Below are 18950 nucleotides of genomic sequence, written 5' to 3' on the forward strand. Positions count from 1 at the left end.
CCTGCTGGCGACCCAGCCCACTGCATGCCTTACCGCTCCCCAAAGAGCAGGGACGAATACCAAAACGCGGGCATGAAAAAGCCCCTCGGGGAGGGGCTTCTTGTCCAGCGCGTCAGCGAACCCGCATCAGGTCATCTGGATGGTGGTCTGCATGATGGTGCTCTGGGTAGAGATGGTCTTGGCGTTCGCCTGATAGTTGCTCTGGGCCTTGATCAGGTTCACCAGCTCGTTGGTCAGGTTGACGTTGGACTCTTCCAGGGCGTTGGACTGGATTGAACCCAAGGTACCAGTCTTGGGGGCGTCATAACCTGGAATACCCGAGGAGTAGGTTTCTTTCCATTGGGTGCCGCCTACCGGCTGCAGACCCTGCTCGTTGGTGAAGCTGGCCAGGGAGATCTGGCCGATCGCCTTGGTCTGCTCGTTGCTGAAGTTGGCGAGCAGGACGCCGGTGCCATCGATCGTCAGGTTGGTGATCTGGCCAGTGGAATAGCCATTCTGCGCGATCACCGTACGGTTGTTGTCACCGAGCACCGAACCGGTCTTGGTCATGTCGATGCTGACCCCGGCCGGGGCCGGCTTGGCGCCGTTAGGGGTGAAAACGCCGTTGGTCACAGTGCCTGGTGTCCAGGCTGTAGCCGACATGACAATTTTGTTACCACTCACAGTGAATGGGCTTACGCCAGGTGCAGCCGGGGGCGTGATGGAAGCCAGCTTGCCCGATGAGTCGAAGTTGATGGTGATCGGCGACTGCATCGGGTTGTTGTAGGCGCTCCCATTCGGGTTGACACCATCGACCAGGGTATAGGTCTGCCACTGGTTAGGGCCGGTCTTGATCATGTACTGGTCCATGATGTGCTTGTTGCCCTGGGTATCATAGATCGGGGTACTGAACTGCTTGGTATAGGTGGTGTTGTCAGTAGGGTCGAACTTGTAGGTCGCAGCCGCCGTATTGATGACATCGGCGCTGGAGTTCAGGTTGATGGTCGAGGAGATCGCGTCGGTTGGCTTTGGCGGCAGGTTCGAGGTATCGATCCGCAGGTCGGTCAGCACGCCATTGATGATCTTGCCGTTGGCATCCACGCCATAGCCCTGCAGGCGGGCAGTGCCATCACTGTTGGTGATGTAGCCTTCCTTGTCGGTCTTGAAGGTACCGGCACGGGTATAGGATAGCGAACCGTTGGTGCTCAGAACGAAGAAGCCCTGACCCTGGATGCCCATGTCGAGCACGTTGCCAGTGTTGTTGATATCACCGTTGGTGAACTGCTGGGAAACGTTGGCCAGGCGTACGCCGTTGCCCACCACCTGGGTACCGCTGCCCAGTTTGGTGGCCGAATACACGTCGGCGAACTCTGTCCGGGACGACTTGAAGCCGGTGGTCGCCACGTTGGCAATGTTGTTGCCAGTCACATCCAGTTGTTTGCTGGCAGCGTAGAGGCCGCTAAGGCCGACATTGAAAGACATTTTCCACTCCTTTTGCCGCTAGTCGGCTCTAGATACCAATAGTTTGAACTTTGGACAGCCCGACCGGGCTGCTCATGCCTGCCAGGTTCAACATCAACTCACCACCGGTCTGGCTGATGGTGACGCTGTTGACCGTGGCCGGCAGGTAGGTGACCAAGGCTGTGCCCTTGCCATCGATAGTCGTGCTGGCCTTGAAGCTGTAGTTGCCCGGCGCGGCCTTGGTCCCGTCGGTCTTGGTGCCATCCCAGACAAAACTGGCGTTGCCAGCCTTCTGGCTGCCCATGTCGATGGTCTTGACGATGTTGCCGTCCTTGTCGGTGATGGTCATGGTCACCGAACTGACGCTGGCCGGGATAGTCACCGAACCCGTCATGCTCTTGCTGGTGTCGACCTGGGTGGTACCGCTCTGGACGATCACCGAACGCCCCACCAGGGAAGAGGCCTGCAAGGCCTGGGAGGACTTGTAGTTGCCCGTGATGGAGTTCACCGAATCATTGAGGGTGGTAATCCCCTCCAGGGTCGAGAACTGCGCCAACTGGGCAACGAACGCGCTGTTGTCCTGCGGGTCCAATGGATTCTGGTTCTTCAGCTGGGTCACCAGCAACTTGAGGAACGCATCCTTGCCCAGGGCCTTCTTGCCTGTGGCGCTGTTGGTCGCCGCGGCAATGCCATCGGCACTGGTATTCGCGGTTTTCTTCGACGAATTGGCCAACACATCCTTGAGGGATGGGGCGGTAGTGGTATCAGTAACGCTCATCGAATTCGCCCCTTATCACTGACCGAGGGTCAGGACCTTCTGCATCATGGTTTTGGCGGTATTCATCATTTCAGCGTTGGTCTGGAAGGAGCGACTGGCAGAAATCATGTCGGCCATTTCTTCCACCACGTTGACGTTGGGGTAATAGACATACCCCTTGGCATCGGCAGCCGGATGATTGGGCTCGTAACGGGCCTCGAGATTGCTTTGGTCCTCCACCACGCCCAGCACCTGTACCCCTTGGCCGGCGGCATCCTGGTTCTGGAACAGCGAGCCACTATCACCGCCCTGGGCGTTCTGGAACATGGTGGCGAACACCGGGTGACGAGCGCGATAGGTCTGGTCGATGCTCGACGACACGCTCTCGGCGTTGGCGATGTTACTGGCAACGGTGTTCAGACGAGTGGTCTGGGCGCTCATGCCACTACCGGCAATATTGAAAACACTGGCAAGGGACATGGATTACTCTCCGCGCAGGGCTGCAACCAGCCCTTTGAATTTGCTGTTGAGCAGCGTGAAGCTGGCCTGGAAGTCCACCGAGTTCTGCGCATAGTTCGACTGCTCGAGCTGGGCATCCACAGTGTTCTGGTCGATCGAGGGCTGCATCGGCGTGCGATATTGCAACGACTCGTCGCCCTGGCTCAGCCCCTGGGCTTCGATGTGTCGGTTATTGGTCAGGTTCAAGGCAAAGCTGCCGCTCTTGGTCTTGTCGACCTGATCGGCGAGCACAGCTGAGAAGTCCAGGTCCCGAGCCTTGTAGTTAGGGGTATCGGCGTTGGCAATGTTGTTGGCCAGCACCTCGGCGCGCCTGGCGCGAAAGCCAAGAGCCTGTTCGTGGATACCGAGCGCTTTATCGAAGCTGATGCTCATGTCGGGAAACCTTTGGGAGACCTGATTTTTCGTTACCCTGAACTTAGCAAACTGCGTGCCAAGCCAATAAACCCCCATTTTCCGGGGCTTTCCCGGTAGTGACAAAGCGGCAAATGCCAGAAAAGCGGCAACGAATTTCCGCGAAGCGCCGGCAAAGCGGCAATCACCCAGCCTCCTCCCGCTCTCCCGGCAACAAACGGCAGGCACAAAAAAGGAGGCTCGAAAGCCTCCTTTTTCATTACAGCGGTCGCAGGTCACTTCGCCTGGTAGATGATCCCCGGATTGCACTGCACCATCTGGTAATGGTCCGGCAAGCCATTGAGGGCTTCCGATGCCCCCAGGAACAGGTAGCCGCCCGGCTTCAATGTGCTGTGAATGCGCATCAGGATGTCCTTCTTGACCTCGGCCGAGAAGTAGATCAATACGTTGCGGCAAAACACGATGTCGAACTTGCCAAGACTGGCATAGCTGTCCAGCAGGTTGAACGAACGGAACTCCACGCGGCTCTTGATCGGTGCCTTGACCACCCAGCGCCCCGGTCCCTTGGGGTCAAAATAACGCTGCAGGCGATCGGCCGAAAGGCCACGCCCGATCGCCAGGCTGTCGTACTCGCCGGTCTTGCAATTGTTGAGCATGGTTCCCGACAGATCGGTAGCAACGATCTGCACCCCCATCTTCAACTGGCCCATGTTGCTGCGCTCGAACTCATCGATGGACATCGATAGCGAATAGGGTTCCTGCCCCGAAGAACAGGCTGCGGACCAAATCCGCAAGCGCTGGTTGGGGTTGGCCCTAATCGCCTCGGGGAGCACCTTGTTCTTCAACACCTCGAACGGATAGGTGTCGCGAAACCACAAGGTTTCGTTGGTCGTCATGGCATCCACGACCATCTCGCGCAAGCCGCCACGAGGCTGGGTCTGGATACGCTGGACCAGCTCACCCAAGGTTTTTATACCTTGCTGCTCCATCAATTTGTTGAGACGGCTCGAGACCAGATATTGCTTGTTTTCCCCGAGCAAAATACCACAGGCTTTTTCCAGGAAGACCCGGAACTGTTCAAAATCCAAATTACCCGTAGACAATGCTGCCGCCTCTTAAATCTATGTCCACCAAGGGCTGTTGCCCTCAGCTGTGGTCTGCTGCTTTGATCCGGTCAACAACCCGGGATGCCAGGTCATCAGGACGGAACTTGGCAAGGAAGTCATCGGCACCGACCTTCTTCACCATCGCCTGATTGAACACCCCTGACAACGAAGTATGCAGGATGATATGCAGCTTTTGCATGCGTGGATCATTACGTATCTCGGCCGTGAGGGTGTAACCGTCCATTTCAGGCATCTCGATGTCGGAAATCATCATGAGGAATTCCTCCTCCGGCTTCTTCCCTTCATCCACCAGCTTGCGCAGGTAATCCAGCGCCTGCCGTCCATCGTTCAATGCCACTACCTCGACGCCCACGGTCTGCAGGCAACGAGTGACCTGCTTGCGGGCCACCGACGAATCGTCAACGGTCAGCACACGCAGGGAAATTGCCTTGTGCTGGGTCTCGACATCCACCACGCCGACCGAGATCGCCTCGGAGGTAGGCGCGACTTCCGCCAGGACCTTCTCCACGTCGATGATTTCGACCAGCTGGTTATCCACCCGGGTCACCGCCGTCAGGTAATGATCGCGTCCGGTGCCCTTGGGCGGCGGATGGATTTCTTCCCAGTTCATGTTGACGATGCGTTCTACCGAGCGCACCAGGAACCCCTGGGTCTTGGTGTTGTACTCAGTGATGATGACGAACGGGTTGCTCTGGTCCTGTAAGCCACCAGAACCCGTAGCCATTGCCAGATCCAGGATCGGAATGGTCGCCCCTCGAATATTCGCGACACCGCACACCACAGGACTGGATTTGGGCATCAGGGTCAACTTGGGGCACTGCAGCACCTCGCGAACCTTGAATACGTTGATCCCATAGAGCTGCTCGCCGTCCAGACGGAACAGCAGCAGCTCCAGGCGATTCTGCCCAACCAGTTGCGTGCGCTGGTTTACCGAATCCATTACACCAGCCATGCCCAGACTCCCCAAAGCTTTAAGATCCGACGCACGCTCATTGCTAAACGGCACGGCGCTTGCTTTTTAACTGTTATGAACGCCAAAACGACATTTTTTCGACGCCTGACATCGCAAAGCCGCCAATTACTCTGCGGCCTTGCCATGTTGTGCATTTTAAACCCTGGCGGCCCTGCCGTTGCTGATTCGGTCACCCTGCCTGATTTGCTTATCGGCGTGACTCAAGGGTTTCTTGAATTCACGGTAGAAGACTACCTGGCTACCAGTCAAACGGAAGGACGCTACGAAATCCAAGTCAATCAGCTGGATCCCCGGATGCGCATGCCTGCCTGCGACAAGGAATTGACAGCCACCCTGGAAAGCCCGGCACAACCGCTGGGTCGGGTAACCGTCAAGGTCCGCTGCGACGGGGGGTCGCCTTGGACGGTATTCGTCCCGGCACAGGTCAAGCTGTTTCGTGAAGTGGTCACCAGCGTTCGCCCTCTCAAACGCACAGCCATCATCGAGCCAGAGGATGTCGCGCTGCGCGAACGAGATATCAGCCAGGGCGGCCAGAGCTACCTGACCTCGCTTGACCAGGCCATTGGACAGAAACTTGTCCGACCAATGGTCGCAGATCAAGTCATCAGCCTTGCCCACCTGGAGCAGGCCGAGGTGGTACGCAAGGGTGATCAGGTAGTGATATCGGCACGCAGCGGCAGCTTGAATGTAAGAATGCCAGGGGAAGCGTTGTCCAATGGAGGGCTGAGTGAGCAAATCAGGGTGAAGAACCTGAACTCGCAGCGAGTGATCAAGGCCCGTGTCATAGCGCCAGGCCAGGTAGAAGTGGCGATGTAGATAACTGGCGCTCGCCCTGCTCGTTCCCTAAACTGTGGTCACGAACTTGGGTTGCCGATAACTGCGTTGGCTTGCCGACAATTGAGCCTAAAGTTTTTCACGATATGGCCGAGAACATGGCAAGCGTCCAAATACCCAGAGGTTTTCTTCATCATGGTCATCGACTTCAGCCGTTTGAACAGTTCCCCTTCACTGACAGGCAGTACGCGTACCAGCGCCAGCAAGGAAACCGGCGATGCCGGTAAATCCGCGCCGCTGACGACTTCGGCCGAGACCAGCAAAAGCGGGGAATCGGTCCACCTCAGCAATGAGGCCCAACAGTTGCAACGAATCACAGACAAGCTGCGCGATCAGCCTGTTGCCGACAAAGCCCGAGTGGCAGAGTTGAAGCAAGCCATTGCCGATGGCAGCTACAAAGTCGACAGCAACCGTATAGCCAGCAAACTGCTCAACTTCGAAGCCCTGCGCTAGCCACAGGCTTGCGCCAGGCTTTTGGACGCTTAATCCCCAAGGCCAGCCATGCACGATACCAATCTACTGCAACTGATCAACGACGACCTTGCTCCAGCTCAACAACTGCTGGAGTTGCTCAGAGCCGAATCCCTAGCCCTGCATGGCCGCGATATGCCACTGCTGGAAGACATTCTGGCGCAAAAGCAGGCGTTGATCGTCTTGCTGGAGCAGCATGGCCGCAAGCGCACATTGCTTCTGGACAGCCTCGGCCTGCCAGCCAATCGCGAAGGCCTCGAACAGGTAGCCAGCCATTCCAGCCTGGGCGAACAGCTGCTGGAACAAAGCGACCTGCTGACCCAACTCCTCACGGACTGCCAGGCTACCAACGAGCTCAATGGCCGCTCGATCCAGATCCAGCAGGCCACCACCGCCAACCAGCTGAAAATCCTCAACGGCGGCGAACCTCCAGCACTCTATGACGCCCGCGGCTCCACCTCGATGCTTGCGAAGCCCCGCCCACTCAGTCAGGCTTAGGCCGCAAAAATGAGCGCGCGCTACCAAGCCGCAAAACATGCTGGCAGAATGCCAGCAATTGCGTGTAGTCGTATTCTGTCTGGAGATTGATGAACCGTGTTCAATGCCTCAAACGCGGAAGATGCTCCGCAACCGCCCAAGGTGCTTACCACTGCACTGGAGATTTCCTCCAACCTGCGGTTGCTACAAGAGAGCCATGACCCTCTGATCATTACCTTCCACGAGCGCAGCCAGCGCTTTCAAAGCTATATGGTGGAAGTGGATCGTGACGACAACATGATCGCGCTCGATGAAATGATCCCCCGCGATGGCGAGCGTTTCATGCTGGCTGGCGAACCGTTTCGCGTTGAAGGGTTCCATGAAGGCGTCCGCATCGCCTGGGAAAGCAATGGCGTACCGACCCTAGATGAATCCAACGGTGGCCGCTGCTATCGCACCACCCTGCCGGACGAAGTGGTCTACCACCAGCGCCGCAATGCCTTCCGCGCAGCCCTGAAGCTGGCACAACTGGTAGATATCGAACTCGGCGGCGACAAGCTCAAGTCGCCACTCACCGGCAAACTGCTGGATATCTCCGCCACAGGCTGCAAGCTGCGCTTTGATGGTGAGATTTCTGCACGCCTGCAACTGGGCCAGGTCTACGAGCGCTTCATCGCCGCCCTGCCCTTTGGCAGCATGACCGCCCCCGTGGAACTGCGCTACCTGCACTATGAAGAAAGGATCGACACCACCTTCGCCGGTGTACGCTTCCACAACATGAGCGGCCTGGTACAGCGCCAGGTAGAGCGCTTCGTCTACCAGTTGCAGCGTGAAGCACGCCGCTTCGACAAAGACGACCTCTAGTCATCGAAGCCTTATGAACAACGGGCTGTCGTCGCCAGGCACTGCCCGTTTTTTCATTCCCGGGTTTTTGTCTCGCCAAGCTCCTGGACTGCAGCCTCCTGCGCTGTCGGCACCTCGGCCACAGGGTCTTCGCCTGGCACGGCATCCTCTGCCGGGGCGACTTGCATCTGGTCCTGCACCACTTGCTCGTCCACCCGCGGATCGAGGGCCGCGACCAGCGGTGAACTGGACATGCTGTCCGGCATTGCCACGTGATGCAGCGGAGCGTCGTCGACCTGATGCAGGTTGGTCACGGCCTTCGGCCGTATCCGCCAGACCAGCACCAGCGCAAAGAAACAGAAGAAGGCATAGAGCATCTGGCTGCCGAACAACTTCATCAACACCCCTGCCGCCAAAGGCCCAATGCTTGCCCCCACGCCATAGGTCACTAGCAGCATCGCCGTCAGCGACACCCGCCGATCACCCTCGACATGGTCGTTGGAAAACGCCACAGCCAGCGGATAAAGACAGAACTGCATCAGGGAGCAGAGAAACCCCAGGATGAACAACACCTCCAAAGGCACTGTAGGCAAGAGGGCCAGCGGCAAGGCCATCACCGCCAGGAACAAGGCGAAGCAGCGAATCAGCAGCGCCCGGTCAAAGCGGTCCGACAACCACCCCAGGGGCCATTGCACGAGCAGCCCGGCAAAGATGCAGCTCCCCATGAACAGGCCCACCTGTTCGGTACTCAGGCCCTGCTGCGAGGCATAGAGCGGCGCCAGGCCATAGAACGAACCAACGATCAGCCCTGACCCCAAAACCGTGCTCAACGACTGCGGGACGCGCTTGATGAAGAAACGCGGCTCCATCGGCGCCGGACGCAGGGGCGCTGGGTGGATCCGCCGAGTCATCGCCACCGGCACCAGGCACAGCGCAAAACACAGCGCCACCAGCATCAGCAGCTCCAGCCCCAGGGCCGAATGCAGGACCAGGATCAGCTGCCCCAGGACCAGTCCCAGGTAGGACGCGATCATGTAGCCGCTGAAGACCACGCCACGTTGCTTGGCATCGGCCTGCTCGTTGAGCCAGCTCTCGATGACCATGTACTGGCACATCATCCCCAGGCCCACGATCATCCGCAGCACCAGCCAGGCGGGCAACCAATTCACCAACCCATGCCCAAGCACCGCCGCACCGACGATCCCGGCACAGGTGGCATAGGCCCGGATATGCCCGACCCTGGCGATCAGCCGGTGCCCCAGCTTGCCCCCCAGAACCAGGCCAAAATAGTTGGCCGCCATCAAGGCACCGACCCACAGGCCGTCGACATGATCCGCCGCCAGGCGCAAGGCCAGGTAGGTACTGAGCAAGCCCGAGCCAATCAACATCATCAGCGAGGCGAAATACAGCGCGCGAAAGGATTTCCAGATCTGGCGCATCGGCGTTCCGGGCGGCTCCTTGAATGAAGTTCCGGACCCTCGGAAGAGGGTCCGGCCAGCGACGGTTCGGTTATGCCTGGGCCGCTAGTACACGCCGTTCCCAGGGGGTGATTTCATCAAAGAAACTGGTCAACTCCATGGTTTTCGAAGCGATGTAGCCTTCGATGAACTCATTGCCGAACAGTTCCCTGGCCAACTGGCTGCGCTTGAGGCGCTCCAGTGCCGCATGCAGGGTACAAGGCAGCGACAGGCTGTCCGGCACCTCGAATTCGCCCTGGATGGCAGCCGTTGGCGCCAGCTCGTTCTCGATACCATGCAAACCGGCTGCCAGGCTGGCAGCAATGGCCAGGTACGGGTTGGCATCCGCCCCCGGCAAGCGATTTTCCACTCGCCGCGCCACAGGTGAACTGGCGGGAATACGCAGCCCTGCGGCGCGATTGTCGTGGGACCAGCAGGCATTGTTCGGCGATGCGTAGGGATGGCACAGGCGCTGGTAGGAGTTCACATTGGGCGCAAACAACGCAGTGAAATCCGCCAGGCCAGCCTGCAGGCCGCCAATAAAATGATGGAACATAGCCGTCGGTTGCCCGCAATCGTCACTGAAAACGTTACGGCCGCTACCAATCTCCACCAGGCTCTGATGAATGTGCATGGAACTGCCGGGCGTGTGGGCCAACGGCTTGGCCATGCAGACCACGATCAAGCCATGCTTGAGCGCAACCTCCTTGAGCAGATGCTTGAACAGGAACGTCTGGTCCGCCAACAGCAACGGATCACCATGCAACAGATTGATCTCGAACTGGCTGACGCCCATCTCGTGCATGAAGGTATCGCGAGGCAGGCCCAAGGCGGCCATGCACTCGTAGACTTCGTTGAAGAACGGTCGCAGCCCATTGTTGGAGCTGACACTGAACGCGGAGCAGCCATCTTCTCGACGGCCGTCCTTGCCGACTGGCGGCTGGAAGGGCCGCCCCGGATCTTCGTTGGGGGCGAACACGAAGAACTCCAGTTCGGTGGCCACTACCGGCGCCAGGCCCAGCGCTGCATAGCGGGCAATCACCTGCTTGAGCTGGCCCCGGGTCGATAGCCGCGAGGATTCGCCACTGAGCTCGTCTGCATCGCAGATGGCCAGCGCCCGTGGAGTCTCGCTCCAGGGCAGGCGATGAATCTGCTGCGGGTCGGCGGTAAGCGCCAGGTCGCCGTCGTCGCTGCCATAGAAACGCGCGGGCGGATATCCGCCCATGATGCATTGCAGCAGCACCCCACGAGCCATCTGCAAGCGCCGCCCTTCGAGGAATCCCTCGGCGGTCATTACCTTCCCCCGCGGTACGCCATTCAAATCCGCAGTAACACATTCGATTTCATCAATGCCCGTCAATCGCTCGGCGAGTGAACTGTGGCCATCGGTTGTCATGACTCAATCCTTGTTGTTATACGAGCCGCGAACGGCGACCCGTACAAAATACGCATCACCCGTTCGGGATTTCAAGCAGGGCAGAACAAAATCCCGGGCATGCCTGTCCCCGCCAATACCTGCGCATTCACGACCCGCGCCAGGCACGAACGTCCGCTCATTCAAACAATGGAGTAGGCTCGGCCGGTGATTGTGAGCCAGGCCGCTGGAGGCCCACATGCTGGGGAATCTTGCCGACATCGACCTGCGGATGCTGCGGGTATTCTGCGCCATCGTCGAAGCCGGGGGCTTTACGGCTGCCCAGGCCAGGCTCAACACCAGCCTGTCGCGACTGAGCGTCGTGGTTCGTGATCTCGAGGAGCGCCTGGGCTATTCCGTGTGCCGGCGAGGCAGCAGCGGCTTCCAACTGACCGACCAGGGCCAGGAATTGTTCGAGGCGACACAATTGCTGTTCGCCGATATCGAGCGCTTTCGCCAACACGCCAACCGACTTGCGCCCAACGCACGCGAACACTTGCAGATAGGCAGCGTCGACAGCCTGATCAGCCTGCCCTGCGCTCCGCTTCCCCTGGCCCTAAAACACCTGCGCCAACGCCTGCCACAGGTGCGCCCGAACCTGCACCTGATGCGTCCCGACGAACTGGAACAAGCGGTACTCGATGAGCGCCTGCACCTGGCCATCGGAGCGTTCCACCATCAACTGTCGGGCCTGAACTACCAGCCGCTGTTCGATGAGGAACAGAACCTGTACTGCGCCAAAGGACATCCGCTATTCGCCTGCCACGATGCGCAACTGAGCCTGGAACACATTTGCGCCGCGGACTATGTCGGCCGGGGCTACATGGCGGAAAACCAGCGTCCCCACGACCTGCACTTCAACCAGGCCATCAATGCCTACAGCATGGAAGCCATTGCCACCCTGATCTTCTCCACGGCCTACCTGGGCTACCTGCCCAGCCACTATGCCGCCAACTGGGTGGCCCAAGGCCAATTGCGCGCCCTGCTACCTGAGCGCCTGGCGTATCGCTCGAGCTTCCATTGCATTACCCGCCAGGGCCAAGAACCACGGACGGCACTGGCCACCTTCCTGGATTGCCTGGAGCTGGCTGGACAACAGCTGGGCAACCGCCAACAGCGGCTGAGCGAGGGTCAGGGCAGGTAGAGCTTGAACAAGCCACCACCCAACGGACCACCATTGCTGATCCGGGTATGCCCGCAAACGCCATTGCGCTGGTGCAGCTCAGCGATGCGCCCGGCAAAATACAGCCCCAGGCCGGTACTGCCACTGCTTTGATTGATGCCCTGCATGTACTCGGCCTGCCGCTCAATCATCGCCTGGGGGTAGCCTTCGCCATCGTCGTTGATCGACAGCACCACCTGGCCTTCTTCGTCGCTGACACTGATCAACAGCGCATGGCGAGCATGCCGGATCGAGTTGTTGATGCAGTTGGCCAATACCGAGGCGATCAGCTCACGATCGAAGAAACCCAGGGGGCTCAGCGGATCGACCTCATAGGTGGCAGAGATCCCGCGGCTCTTGAACACTTCCTGGTGACTCACCAGCTGCGCTTCGATGAAGTCGTCCAATTCATGGTAGGCCGGCTGCAACGGCAGTTGATTGACCCCCAGCTTGTACAGCCCCAACAGCTGCACCAGCATGCCGTTGAGGTGCGCGAACTCATAGTCGATCACTCCCTGTTCGGCAGGCAACTGCTCGGCTGGCAGACGCGCCAGCCATTGGGAATGGGCCTGCATCAGCATGGCCAGGGAGTTCTTCATGTCATGTACGGTGGAGGCGATCACCGTGGAAAAGTCGAGCGCCTGTTGCTTTTCGATCATTCGCCAAACGCCTTGCTTCGCAGCTTCTGGTAGCGCGGATAACGCGCGTCGGTATCGGGCATCATGCCGACCATTTTCAGGCACGCCTGGCATTCCTCCAGGAGCGCCGCATCCGGGTTGGCGTCGGCACCATGCAACAGCGACTGCGCCATGTTCAGGGCAATACTGATGTTCTTGGGTTGCATGGCCAGGGCCTTGCGGAACAGCTCCCGGGCCTCGGCCAGGTTGCCGGCCTTGTAACTGCGCACGCCCTGGCGGTTGATATCGGCCGCCGCATTGGAAGAACTGAGGATAGTCGGGTCGTCGGTCAGCTTGGCAATGTTCTGCATGACTTTCGGATCGTCACCGTAGATTTCCGCACAGTTCTTGAGCATCGAAGCACCAGCACTGGCCTGCCCCAGCATCTGCAACTGCTTGGCCACCAGCAGCGCCGCTTCAGGGCTCATGAACTGCTCCATGCCTTCGAGCCGCTGCAAGGCCTGTTCGGTGAGCTTGTCGGCGGTCTCGGCATCATTGAGCAGCAAGCTGGTGGCCTTCATCAGCCGCGCGCGGATCTGCAAGCCAGGATCGGTGGGGTTTTCCTTGGCCACAGCGCTCAGCGTCTGGTTGATCTCCAGCCGGGTACGGGTATCCAGGCCGCGCTCACTGCCCTTGCTGATCAGCGCATGGGCCAGGCCCAGGTTGCTTTCCGGGTCCTTGAAGCGCGATTGCGCCCCCTGGCTGACCGCCTGGCGATACGCCCTGGAGGCGCTGTCGAAGTCTTCGTTGGCCATGGCCAGCTTGCCCAGCAACGCCTGGCGTCGAGGGGCCAGCGGCGACAAGCGCACCGCTTCCTCGAGCACGTTCTGCGCGCGCTTGGTATCGCCTTCGGCCACCAGCACATCGGCCAGGCCGTCATACAGGCCCGGCATCATCGGAAAAGTCTTCAGCGCCTTCTCATACACCGCCTTGGCCTCGGTGACCTGGCCACGCTTGAACAGCAAGCGACCCAGGCCGACATAGGCCCAGGGCAGTGGCCGATCCGCGAGGATGCTGTTGTACAGGCGCTCCAGCGGCTCGTTCTGGTTCATGTCGCGCAAGGCGTCGGCCCGGTAGCGCAGGCACAGCGGCGCATAACGCGGATCTTGCTTGCATAGGGTGACGCAGGCGTTAAGCACTTCCACCGGCTTGCCCCGGTCCAACGCCTGGAGGATCGGCTTGAGCAAAGCCTTGCGTTGTTGCAGTCGCTCCAAGCGCTGGGCCAGGCCAGAGCGGTTGAAGGGTTTGGTCAGGTAGGCATCAGGTTCGTGCTCCAGGGCGCTGAGCACCATGGCCTGGCTACTTTCGGCAGTGACCATGAGGAATACGCTCTCATGGCTGATGAGCTTTTCCATCATCAGGTCTTCGAGCACCTGCTGGCCGTTTTTCTTGCCGTCGCCCAGGTGGTAGTCCTGCAAGATGAAGTCATAGCGTTTCTGCGCGCACATGCGCAGGGCCTGCTCCCCCGAGTCGGCGGTATCCACGTCCTTGACGCCCAGCTCCCGCAACATCGAACGCACCGAGCTGCGGTAGTCCGAGAAATCATCGACGATCAAAAAGCTCTTTTGGTGGTACGCCAGCATCGAAGATTCCAGGCAATTAAGAAGATCAATCCAAAGACGCCAGGGCCCACCCGGCTTCACAGCCCCTCGGCGCGCAGATAATAGCGGCTGGCTGAAGGCTATCAAGCACTTTGCGGCTGGCCTGTGATGCAGGTCGCCGCTTGGGAACACAATTGTCCATCGCAGGTTATCGGCCGGACCGAGCATTCCCTTATAGGCGATCGATTGCATTTATTGCGCCTTGGCCAGTACATGTTGCGATTTGGCCAGCGCCGATAAAAACACCGGGGAAATGGTCTTGGCCAGCCTGGGAAATCTTGGATTTCTGTAACATCACCTGATAGCGTGCAGCGCCTCGAAGCGCCGATCGTTCTTGTCGCCTCCCCCACCCGGTCGCGACACACCGATCGTCAGCGGCCAGGGCTTGCAGGCCAGGCACCGAAGAGTCGGTAGGCACCCGAGAAGAGCCTCAGCGACATAGGCGAGTCGGTCTGCCAGACGATGCATCGATGGATGCACACAGCATTATTCAATGGAGTTAACGATGGCGCAGGACAGCAGTGTGATTACCGGTATTGAACTGGAACAGTTCATGGACCGCCTCGAAGCGCAACAGCAAGAACAGGAAACCGATACCCTGCTGGCTCAGTTGCAAGCACAGCCTCTATTCGCCGACTCCCTGGGCTCCATCGCTCGCCTGCATACCCTGTGGATGCAGGCCGGCGACTCGGTTGCCGCCCGAGCCGTCATCGACCGGGACGGCGACGCCCTGCTGCAAGCCTCAGGGGACGCAGCACGCGACGAGTTGCAGATCAACCTGGATATCCTGCGCCTGCAGGTCGCCAACTACCTGGATGACGAACCGGCACTGCTGCAAGTGCTGGAAAAACTCAACCAGATGGCCACGCAGACCCTGGACTTCGATGTCGAGTACTACCGGCGCTACCGGATCTTCGACCAGCTGGAACTGGGCAGTATCGAAGTCGCACTCAAGACCGTCGAAGTGCGCTATGCGCTGGCCCTGATCAACCCCGAACGCGCCGCCCTGCGAGCCTGGGACGACGCCGACCGGCATCGACGCCGCGCCCTGGCACTGGCGCGCCATGAGCGTGACGAAGAAGCCCGCGCCGCAGCCTTGGACGCGATCAACGTCATCCGCAACGCCAGCCCCGATCAGGATATCGACGAAGGTGACTGGCTGTGGCTGGGCAACTCGCTGATCGAAATCATCCCGCTGCGCCTGGCCCTGTTCGAGCAACCGATCGCCCAGCTCACGGCCGGTCTGTCGCAACCCCGGCGCCGCGAGTGGGACGTGCGCATCGCACGCCTGGCGGCCCGTTCCCTGCACGCCCAGGGCGACCTGAACGGTGCCCTGAAGATCTGTCATGTCGCAGCGATGAGCCTGGATAGCGGCGGTGGCAACAGCTTCATCGAGTATGAGCTGCCCTGGCTGCAGGAAGCCGGACGCCTGGAGGAAGCTGGCCATCGTGCGTTCCTGGATATCTACGACCGCCAGTCGGAGATGTGGCCGCCGGTGGCGCGCCTGGTGCTCGAGCGCCTCAAGGACCCGGAAGACCACAACGCCTGGTGGCCGATTTGCATCATGCGCGCCTGTGTCACCAGCGAGCTGTTGCAGATATTCCTCGACGCACTGCCGCCAATCGCCCAGGAGGAGCCGGCGACCACACCGCTGCTGGCCGCCCTGTATGCCGCAGTCGATGACCTGGAGCAGCTCGATCGGTTGTTCGACGAAGCCCGGGCCGAGGCGCTGCGGCGCAACCCCGAACAGCCCTGGATCAAGCGCCTGGCCGCCGTACACGACGCCGACCGTAATCTGATCGACGCGGCCACTGAGGTCGAGCTGCTGCAACAGGCAACCCAGGCCGGTCGCCTGCACGATAATCGCAGTGCCTATGCCCTGTTCGTGGCGTTGGTGCGCAAGCTGGGTGTCATCGAAGCGCTCAAGCAACACCGGCCGGAGCTGGCCAGCGGCAATTACGCCTACAACTACGCGCTGACCATGGAGGAACTGGCGGAGCCGGAGGCCGACAAACTGCCTGGCGAGGCTCGCGACGAAGCCTACTCACTGCTGCGCGATGCCCAGAAAGACGCTTATGAACAAGGCCAGGCCCACATGGAGCGCTACTTCGCCACCGGCAGTGGCCACCCGTTCGATGGCTGTGCCCACCTGTACTCGATGCTCTGCAACAACCTGGCGATCAACTACCGTTGCTACAACGAACAACAGCGCTACGCAGATGCCATCGAACTGCACCAGCGAGGCATTGCCGCCAGCTCCTTCGCCGAGCACTTCAACGGAGTGCTCAGCGCCCGTATCGCCATGGACGACTACCCGGGCATCGCCGAAGCCGCGGAGCAGCTGTGGCATTTCTCGATGGACTACGGCTACAGCCGTCACAATCCAGAGAGCTACATCGTCTCGGTGGCCTACGCCCTGTACTCGCTGGACCGCGACAGTGAAATCCTCATCTGGCTGGAACGCCTGCTCAACTGGCAGCAAGCCCAGGAGATCAGCGATCAACAGTTGGACTCCTCGGCGCTGTTCGACCGGATCAAGCTGGCGCGCTACCTGGCCCCCACCCACCCTGACAACGCCGACAGCCTGTGGCAGCGCTATGAGCCCTGCGTACTGGAAATGAACGAGGTGTCGGTGATGTCCTGTTCGGTGGACTACTTCAAGGCTCGTGGGCGCACTGAAGAAGCCCTCGAGTATTGCGCCCGGACCCTGGCCCTTTGCGATCCGAGCAAAGACTACGACGTGCAATGCCGCGCCCGGATCGAGTCGATCGTGGCCGAGCTGCAGGCGCCTGCCGCCCCTGCCACCAAGAAGAGCTGGTGGCAGCTATGGAAGTAGCCACCGACAAGCGCAACTCCAGCTACGCAGCGCGCAACCTGCTCAATGCCGATGAACTCAAGCGTGGCATCAAGCAACGCAGCCAGGCCCGGGAAGACGACGCCGCCGTGCAAGGCTGGCTGCTCAACCACTTCTACCGGCACCTGGCTGGCAACTTTGAGCCGGCACGGAGCATCCACAACCTGGATGACGCTGCCCAGGCCCTGGGGAGCGCTGGGCTACCGGCCTGGGTAGCCGGACACTTCAGTGCCGCCAAGGCCCAGGAAGCGGATGCCTCCACCAGCGTGGCGCCCCTGGTATGGATCGACCCGGCACAACCCCAGCTGCTGGCACAAGAGGCCCGGCTGGTGGAGTTCCTGGTGTCGCGCAAGGGCACGGCCCTGGAGGGCAAGCTCGACCGCATCAACTGCCCCCAGGCCCTGGCGCTGTGGGAGAAGGAACATGCGCAAATGGCAGCCCGGGTCGACCAGGGCTGGCGCCAGAGTTCGGCCGATGCCTTGCAGGTCACGGTGACCTGCGCCGAGCACACCTGGGTGGAAATGCGCAGCGACAGCCCACTGCTACGGGCCGAGATGGCGTTTGAAAGCTATGTGATGCGCCACTGCCTGGGGCAGTTCGCCAACCGCCGGGCCTTGACCGGTGGCTATGGCGAGCGCTACGCCGAGGCCGTGGAGCAACAGGGCATGCGGGTCTTCAGCCTGCGCGATGCCCAGGGCCAGCCCCATATCACGGTCAGCCTGATTGTCCAGGGCAGCGGCGCACTGACCGTGGAGCAGGTCAAGGGCAAGCAGAACCGTCCACCTGTCGAGCGCTACTTCCATGACCTGCTGGCGTTCCTCAATACCCTAGGTACCGACCAACAGACGCCGGACGACTGCATCGCCATCGGAATCGTGCGCACCGAAACCGGCTGGCTGCACATCGAAGAAGTCAGTGAGCCCGAAGCCCAGACACGCCTGGTATCGCGCTACCCACAGCTGTTCTCGCGACTGGACTCGCCCTCGCCCATGGTCCAGTGGCTGGTGGCGGCTCGCCAGTGCGACCTGTTGCTGGAAAACGAACCCGAGGCCCCGGCTGTGCGCTACGCCATCCGGCATGTCTACAAGAAAAGCCCTTGGCCGCAGCCCCGCCTGGAGGACCCGTTGTATCGCACCGAAGGCGTGCCATGGAAAGACATGTCTCCAGCCCAGGCCGAGTCCATTTGCACCTGGCAAGCCGGCAGGCAGCGGGGGAAATCATGCTGACAGTCATCGGCCTCCTATTCGGCGCCTGGCTGGTCTGGGGTTACCTGCGCCGCCGCTCCAGCCCCACCTCCCTGGTGGTCTTCACCCCACGCAAGCGCTGGGCCCTGACACTGGCGCAACCCATGGTGGATGCCACCGGCATGACCGGTTTCTTCGATCCCGAGACCACCTATTTCGCCGACCAGGCCAAGGACACCCTCAGGGCTCCGTTGCTCCACCAGATCGGCTTTCGCAGCAATGCCAGCGACGATGAAGTTCGCAACCACCTGAACTCCACCTTGGAACGCCAGTGGTTTCGTATCGACCTGCATGGCCTGAACCCCAGCGACGATCCACGAGCCGCCGTTGCCTTCGCCTGCGTGCGCAGCGCATTCTTCGCCCGTTGCGCAACGCTGATGGGCTGGCTGGAGGCCGACAGCGGCTGGCGCATCATGTTGCTCAACGCCCAGCGGGCCCAGGACTGCTTCGACAGCTGGGAAGACTTCGGACAGGCCTTCATGCAGGGGCGCCGGCAATGGGTGGCCGCCTTCAGGGCAGACGCCCTGGGGAGCACCTTCAACGAGGAAAGCCTCAAGCACTTGCTCGCGGCCGACGGTGGGGCCTGGGCAGCAGTGGCGTGGCAGGGCTTGCCGGCATTCAGCCCGGCAACCGAGTGAGGATCGGGAAAACCCTCACTATGGGCAGTCTCACACGTGAGACACACAAGCCGAGGATTTAAGTTGCACCATAGATAAATCCCAAGCTCTCACGATGAAAGCCCCAGGTAC

General features: G+C 60.4%; 18 protein-coding genes. 8 read left to right on the forward strand and 10 right to left on the reverse strand.

Annotation, left to right across the window (positions count from 1 at the left end):
- Positions 1 to 126: 126 nt before the first annotated feature.
- From flgE to I9018_RS23475, 6 genes are all read right to left on the reverse strand, one after another.
- Positions 127 to 1461 (reverse strand): flagellar hook protein FlgE, encoded by a 1335-nt coding sequence (gene flgE, locus I9018_RS23450; protein WP_241107624.1) that lies wholly within the window; start codon positions 1459 to 1461, stop codon positions 127 to 129.
- Between the two features lie 28 nt (positions 1462 to 1489).
- Complete coding sequence (gene flgD, locus I9018_RS23455; RefSeq protein WP_124347023.1) at positions 1490 to 2218, reverse strand: flagellar hook assembly protein FlgD; 729 nt, start codon at positions 2216 to 2218, stop codon at positions 1490 to 1492.
- A 15-nt stretch (positions 2219 to 2233) separates the two neighbouring features.
- The gene (gene flgC, locus I9018_RS23460; protein ID WP_068595674.1) at positions 2234 to 2677 is read right to left on the reverse strand and encodes a flagellar basal body rod protein FlgC; all 444 of its coding nucleotides are present in this window, start codon (positions 2675 to 2677) and stop codon (positions 2234 to 2236) included.
- Between the two features lie 3 nt (positions 2678 to 2680).
- Positions 2681 to 3088 (reverse strand): flagellar basal body rod protein FlgB, encoded by a 408-nt coding sequence (gene flgB, locus I9018_RS23465; protein WP_241107625.1) that lies wholly within the window; start codon positions 3086 to 3088, stop codon positions 2681 to 2683.
- A 254-nt stretch (positions 3089 to 3342) separates the two neighbouring features.
- Entirely contained in the window at positions 3343 to 4170 is an 828-nt protein-coding gene (cheR, locus tag I9018_RS23470; RefSeq protein ID WP_068578588.1) for a protein-glutamate O-methyltransferase CheR, read from the reverse strand.
- Between the two features lie 43 nt (positions 4171 to 4213).
- Entirely contained in the window at positions 4214 to 5146 is a 933-nt protein-coding gene (locus I9018_RS23475; protein WP_124347022.1) for a chemotaxis protein CheV, read from the reverse strand.
- 75 nt (positions 5147 to 5221) lie between these two features.
- Between I9018_RS23475 and flgA the strand changes: the two genes are divergently transcribed.
- The 4 genes from flgA to I9018_RS23495 all read left to right on the forward strand — a co-directional run bounded on the left by flgA (position 5222) and on the right by I9018_RS23495 (position 7813).
- A complete protein-coding gene (gene flgA, locus I9018_RS23480; RefSeq protein WP_068584609.1) occupies positions 5222 to 5983 on the forward strand; it encodes a flagellar basal body P-ring formation chaperone FlgA in 762 nt (253 codons plus the stop codon).
- 153 nt (positions 5984 to 6136) lie between these two features.
- Positions 6137 to 6454: a flagellar biosynthesis anti-sigma factor FlgM gene (gene flgM, locus I9018_RS23485; RefSeq protein ID WP_068584611.1), complete on the forward strand. Its 318-nt coding sequence runs from the start codon at positions 6137 to 6139 to the stop codon at positions 6452 to 6454.
- A 48-nt stretch (positions 6455 to 6502) separates the two neighbouring features.
- Complete coding sequence (locus I9018_RS23490; protein WP_068584614.1) at positions 6503 to 6970, forward strand: flagellar protein FlgN; 468 nt, start codon at positions 6503 to 6505, stop codon at positions 6968 to 6970.
- Between the two features lie 96 nt (positions 6971 to 7066).
- Entirely contained in the window at positions 7067 to 7813 is a 747-nt protein-coding gene (locus tag I9018_RS23495) for a flagellar brake protein (protein ID WP_241107626.1), read from the forward strand.
- 53 nt (positions 7814 to 7866) lie between these two features.
- Here the strand turns inward: I9018_RS23495 and I9018_RS23500 are convergent, their stop codons facing one another.
- Positions 7867 to 9231, reverse strand: coding sequence for an MFS transporter (locus tag I9018_RS23500; RefSeq protein WP_241107627.1), 1365 nt, complete (start codon positions 9229 to 9231; stop codon positions 7867 to 7869).
- 70 nt (positions 9232 to 9301) lie between these two features.
- Entirely contained in the window at positions 9302 to 10543 is a 1242-nt protein-coding gene (locus tag I9018_RS23505; protein WP_241107628.1) for a glutamine synthetase family protein, read from the reverse strand.
- 319 nt (positions 10544 to 10862) lie between these two features.
- Here I9018_RS23505 and I9018_RS23510 point away from each other — a divergent pair, with 319 nt between their 5' ends.
- Positions 10863 to 11807: a LysR family transcriptional regulator gene (locus I9018_RS23510; protein ID WP_068584632.1), complete on the forward strand. Its 945-nt coding sequence runs from the start codon at positions 10863 to 10865 to the stop codon at positions 11805 to 11807.
- Here I9018_RS23510 and I9018_RS23515 read toward each other — a convergent pair.
- Together I9018_RS23515 and I9018_RS23520 are read right to left on the reverse strand one after the other, a co-directional pair.
- Positions 11795 to 12484 (reverse strand): HAMP domain-containing sensor histidine kinase, encoded by a 690-nt coding sequence (locus tag I9018_RS23515; RefSeq protein WP_068584635.1) that lies wholly within the window; start codon positions 12482 to 12484, stop codon positions 11795 to 11797. The two genes, I9018_RS23510 and I9018_RS23515, sit on opposite strands and share 13 nt — an antisense overlap.
- Positions 12481 to 14085 (reverse strand): tetratricopeptide repeat-containing response regulator, encoded by a 1605-nt coding sequence (locus tag I9018_RS23520; RefSeq protein WP_068584643.1) that lies wholly within the window; start codon positions 14083 to 14085, stop codon positions 12481 to 12483. Before I9018_RS23520 ends, I9018_RS23515 begins: the two co-directional genes overlap by 4 nt.
- A 523-nt stretch (positions 14086 to 14608) precedes the next feature.
- Between I9018_RS23520 and I9018_RS23525 the strand changes: the two genes are divergently transcribed.
- From I9018_RS23525 to I9018_RS23535, 3 genes are read left to right on the forward strand one after another with little or no spacing between them, the layout of a single operon-like run.
- Positions 14609 to 16939: a hypothetical protein gene (locus I9018_RS23525; protein ID WP_124347017.1), complete on the forward strand. Its 2331-nt coding sequence runs from the start codon at positions 14609 to 14611 to the stop codon at positions 16937 to 16939.
- Positions 16930 to 18183 carry a hypothetical protein gene (locus I9018_RS23530; RefSeq protein WP_241107629.1) on the forward strand — a complete coding sequence of 418 codons (1254 nt, stop codon included), beginning with the start codon at positions 16930 to 16932 and terminating at the stop codon, positions 18181 to 18183. The genes I9018_RS23525 and I9018_RS23530 overlap by 10 nt, the downstream gene beginning before the upstream one ends.
- Entirely contained in the window at positions 18177 to 18839 is a 663-nt protein-coding gene (locus I9018_RS23535; protein ID WP_124347015.1) for a DUF1266 domain-containing protein, read from the forward strand. The genes I9018_RS23530 and I9018_RS23535 overlap by 7 nt, the downstream gene beginning before the upstream one ends.
- The last annotated feature ends 111 nt before the right edge of the window (positions 18840 to 18950 follow it).

The sequence above is a fragment of the Pseudomonas sp. MPFS genome (assembly GCF_022537035.1).
Classification (GTDB): domain Bacteria; phylum Pseudomonadota; class Gammaproteobacteria; order Pseudomonadales; family Pseudomonadaceae; genus Aquipseudomonas; species Aquipseudomonas sessilinigenes.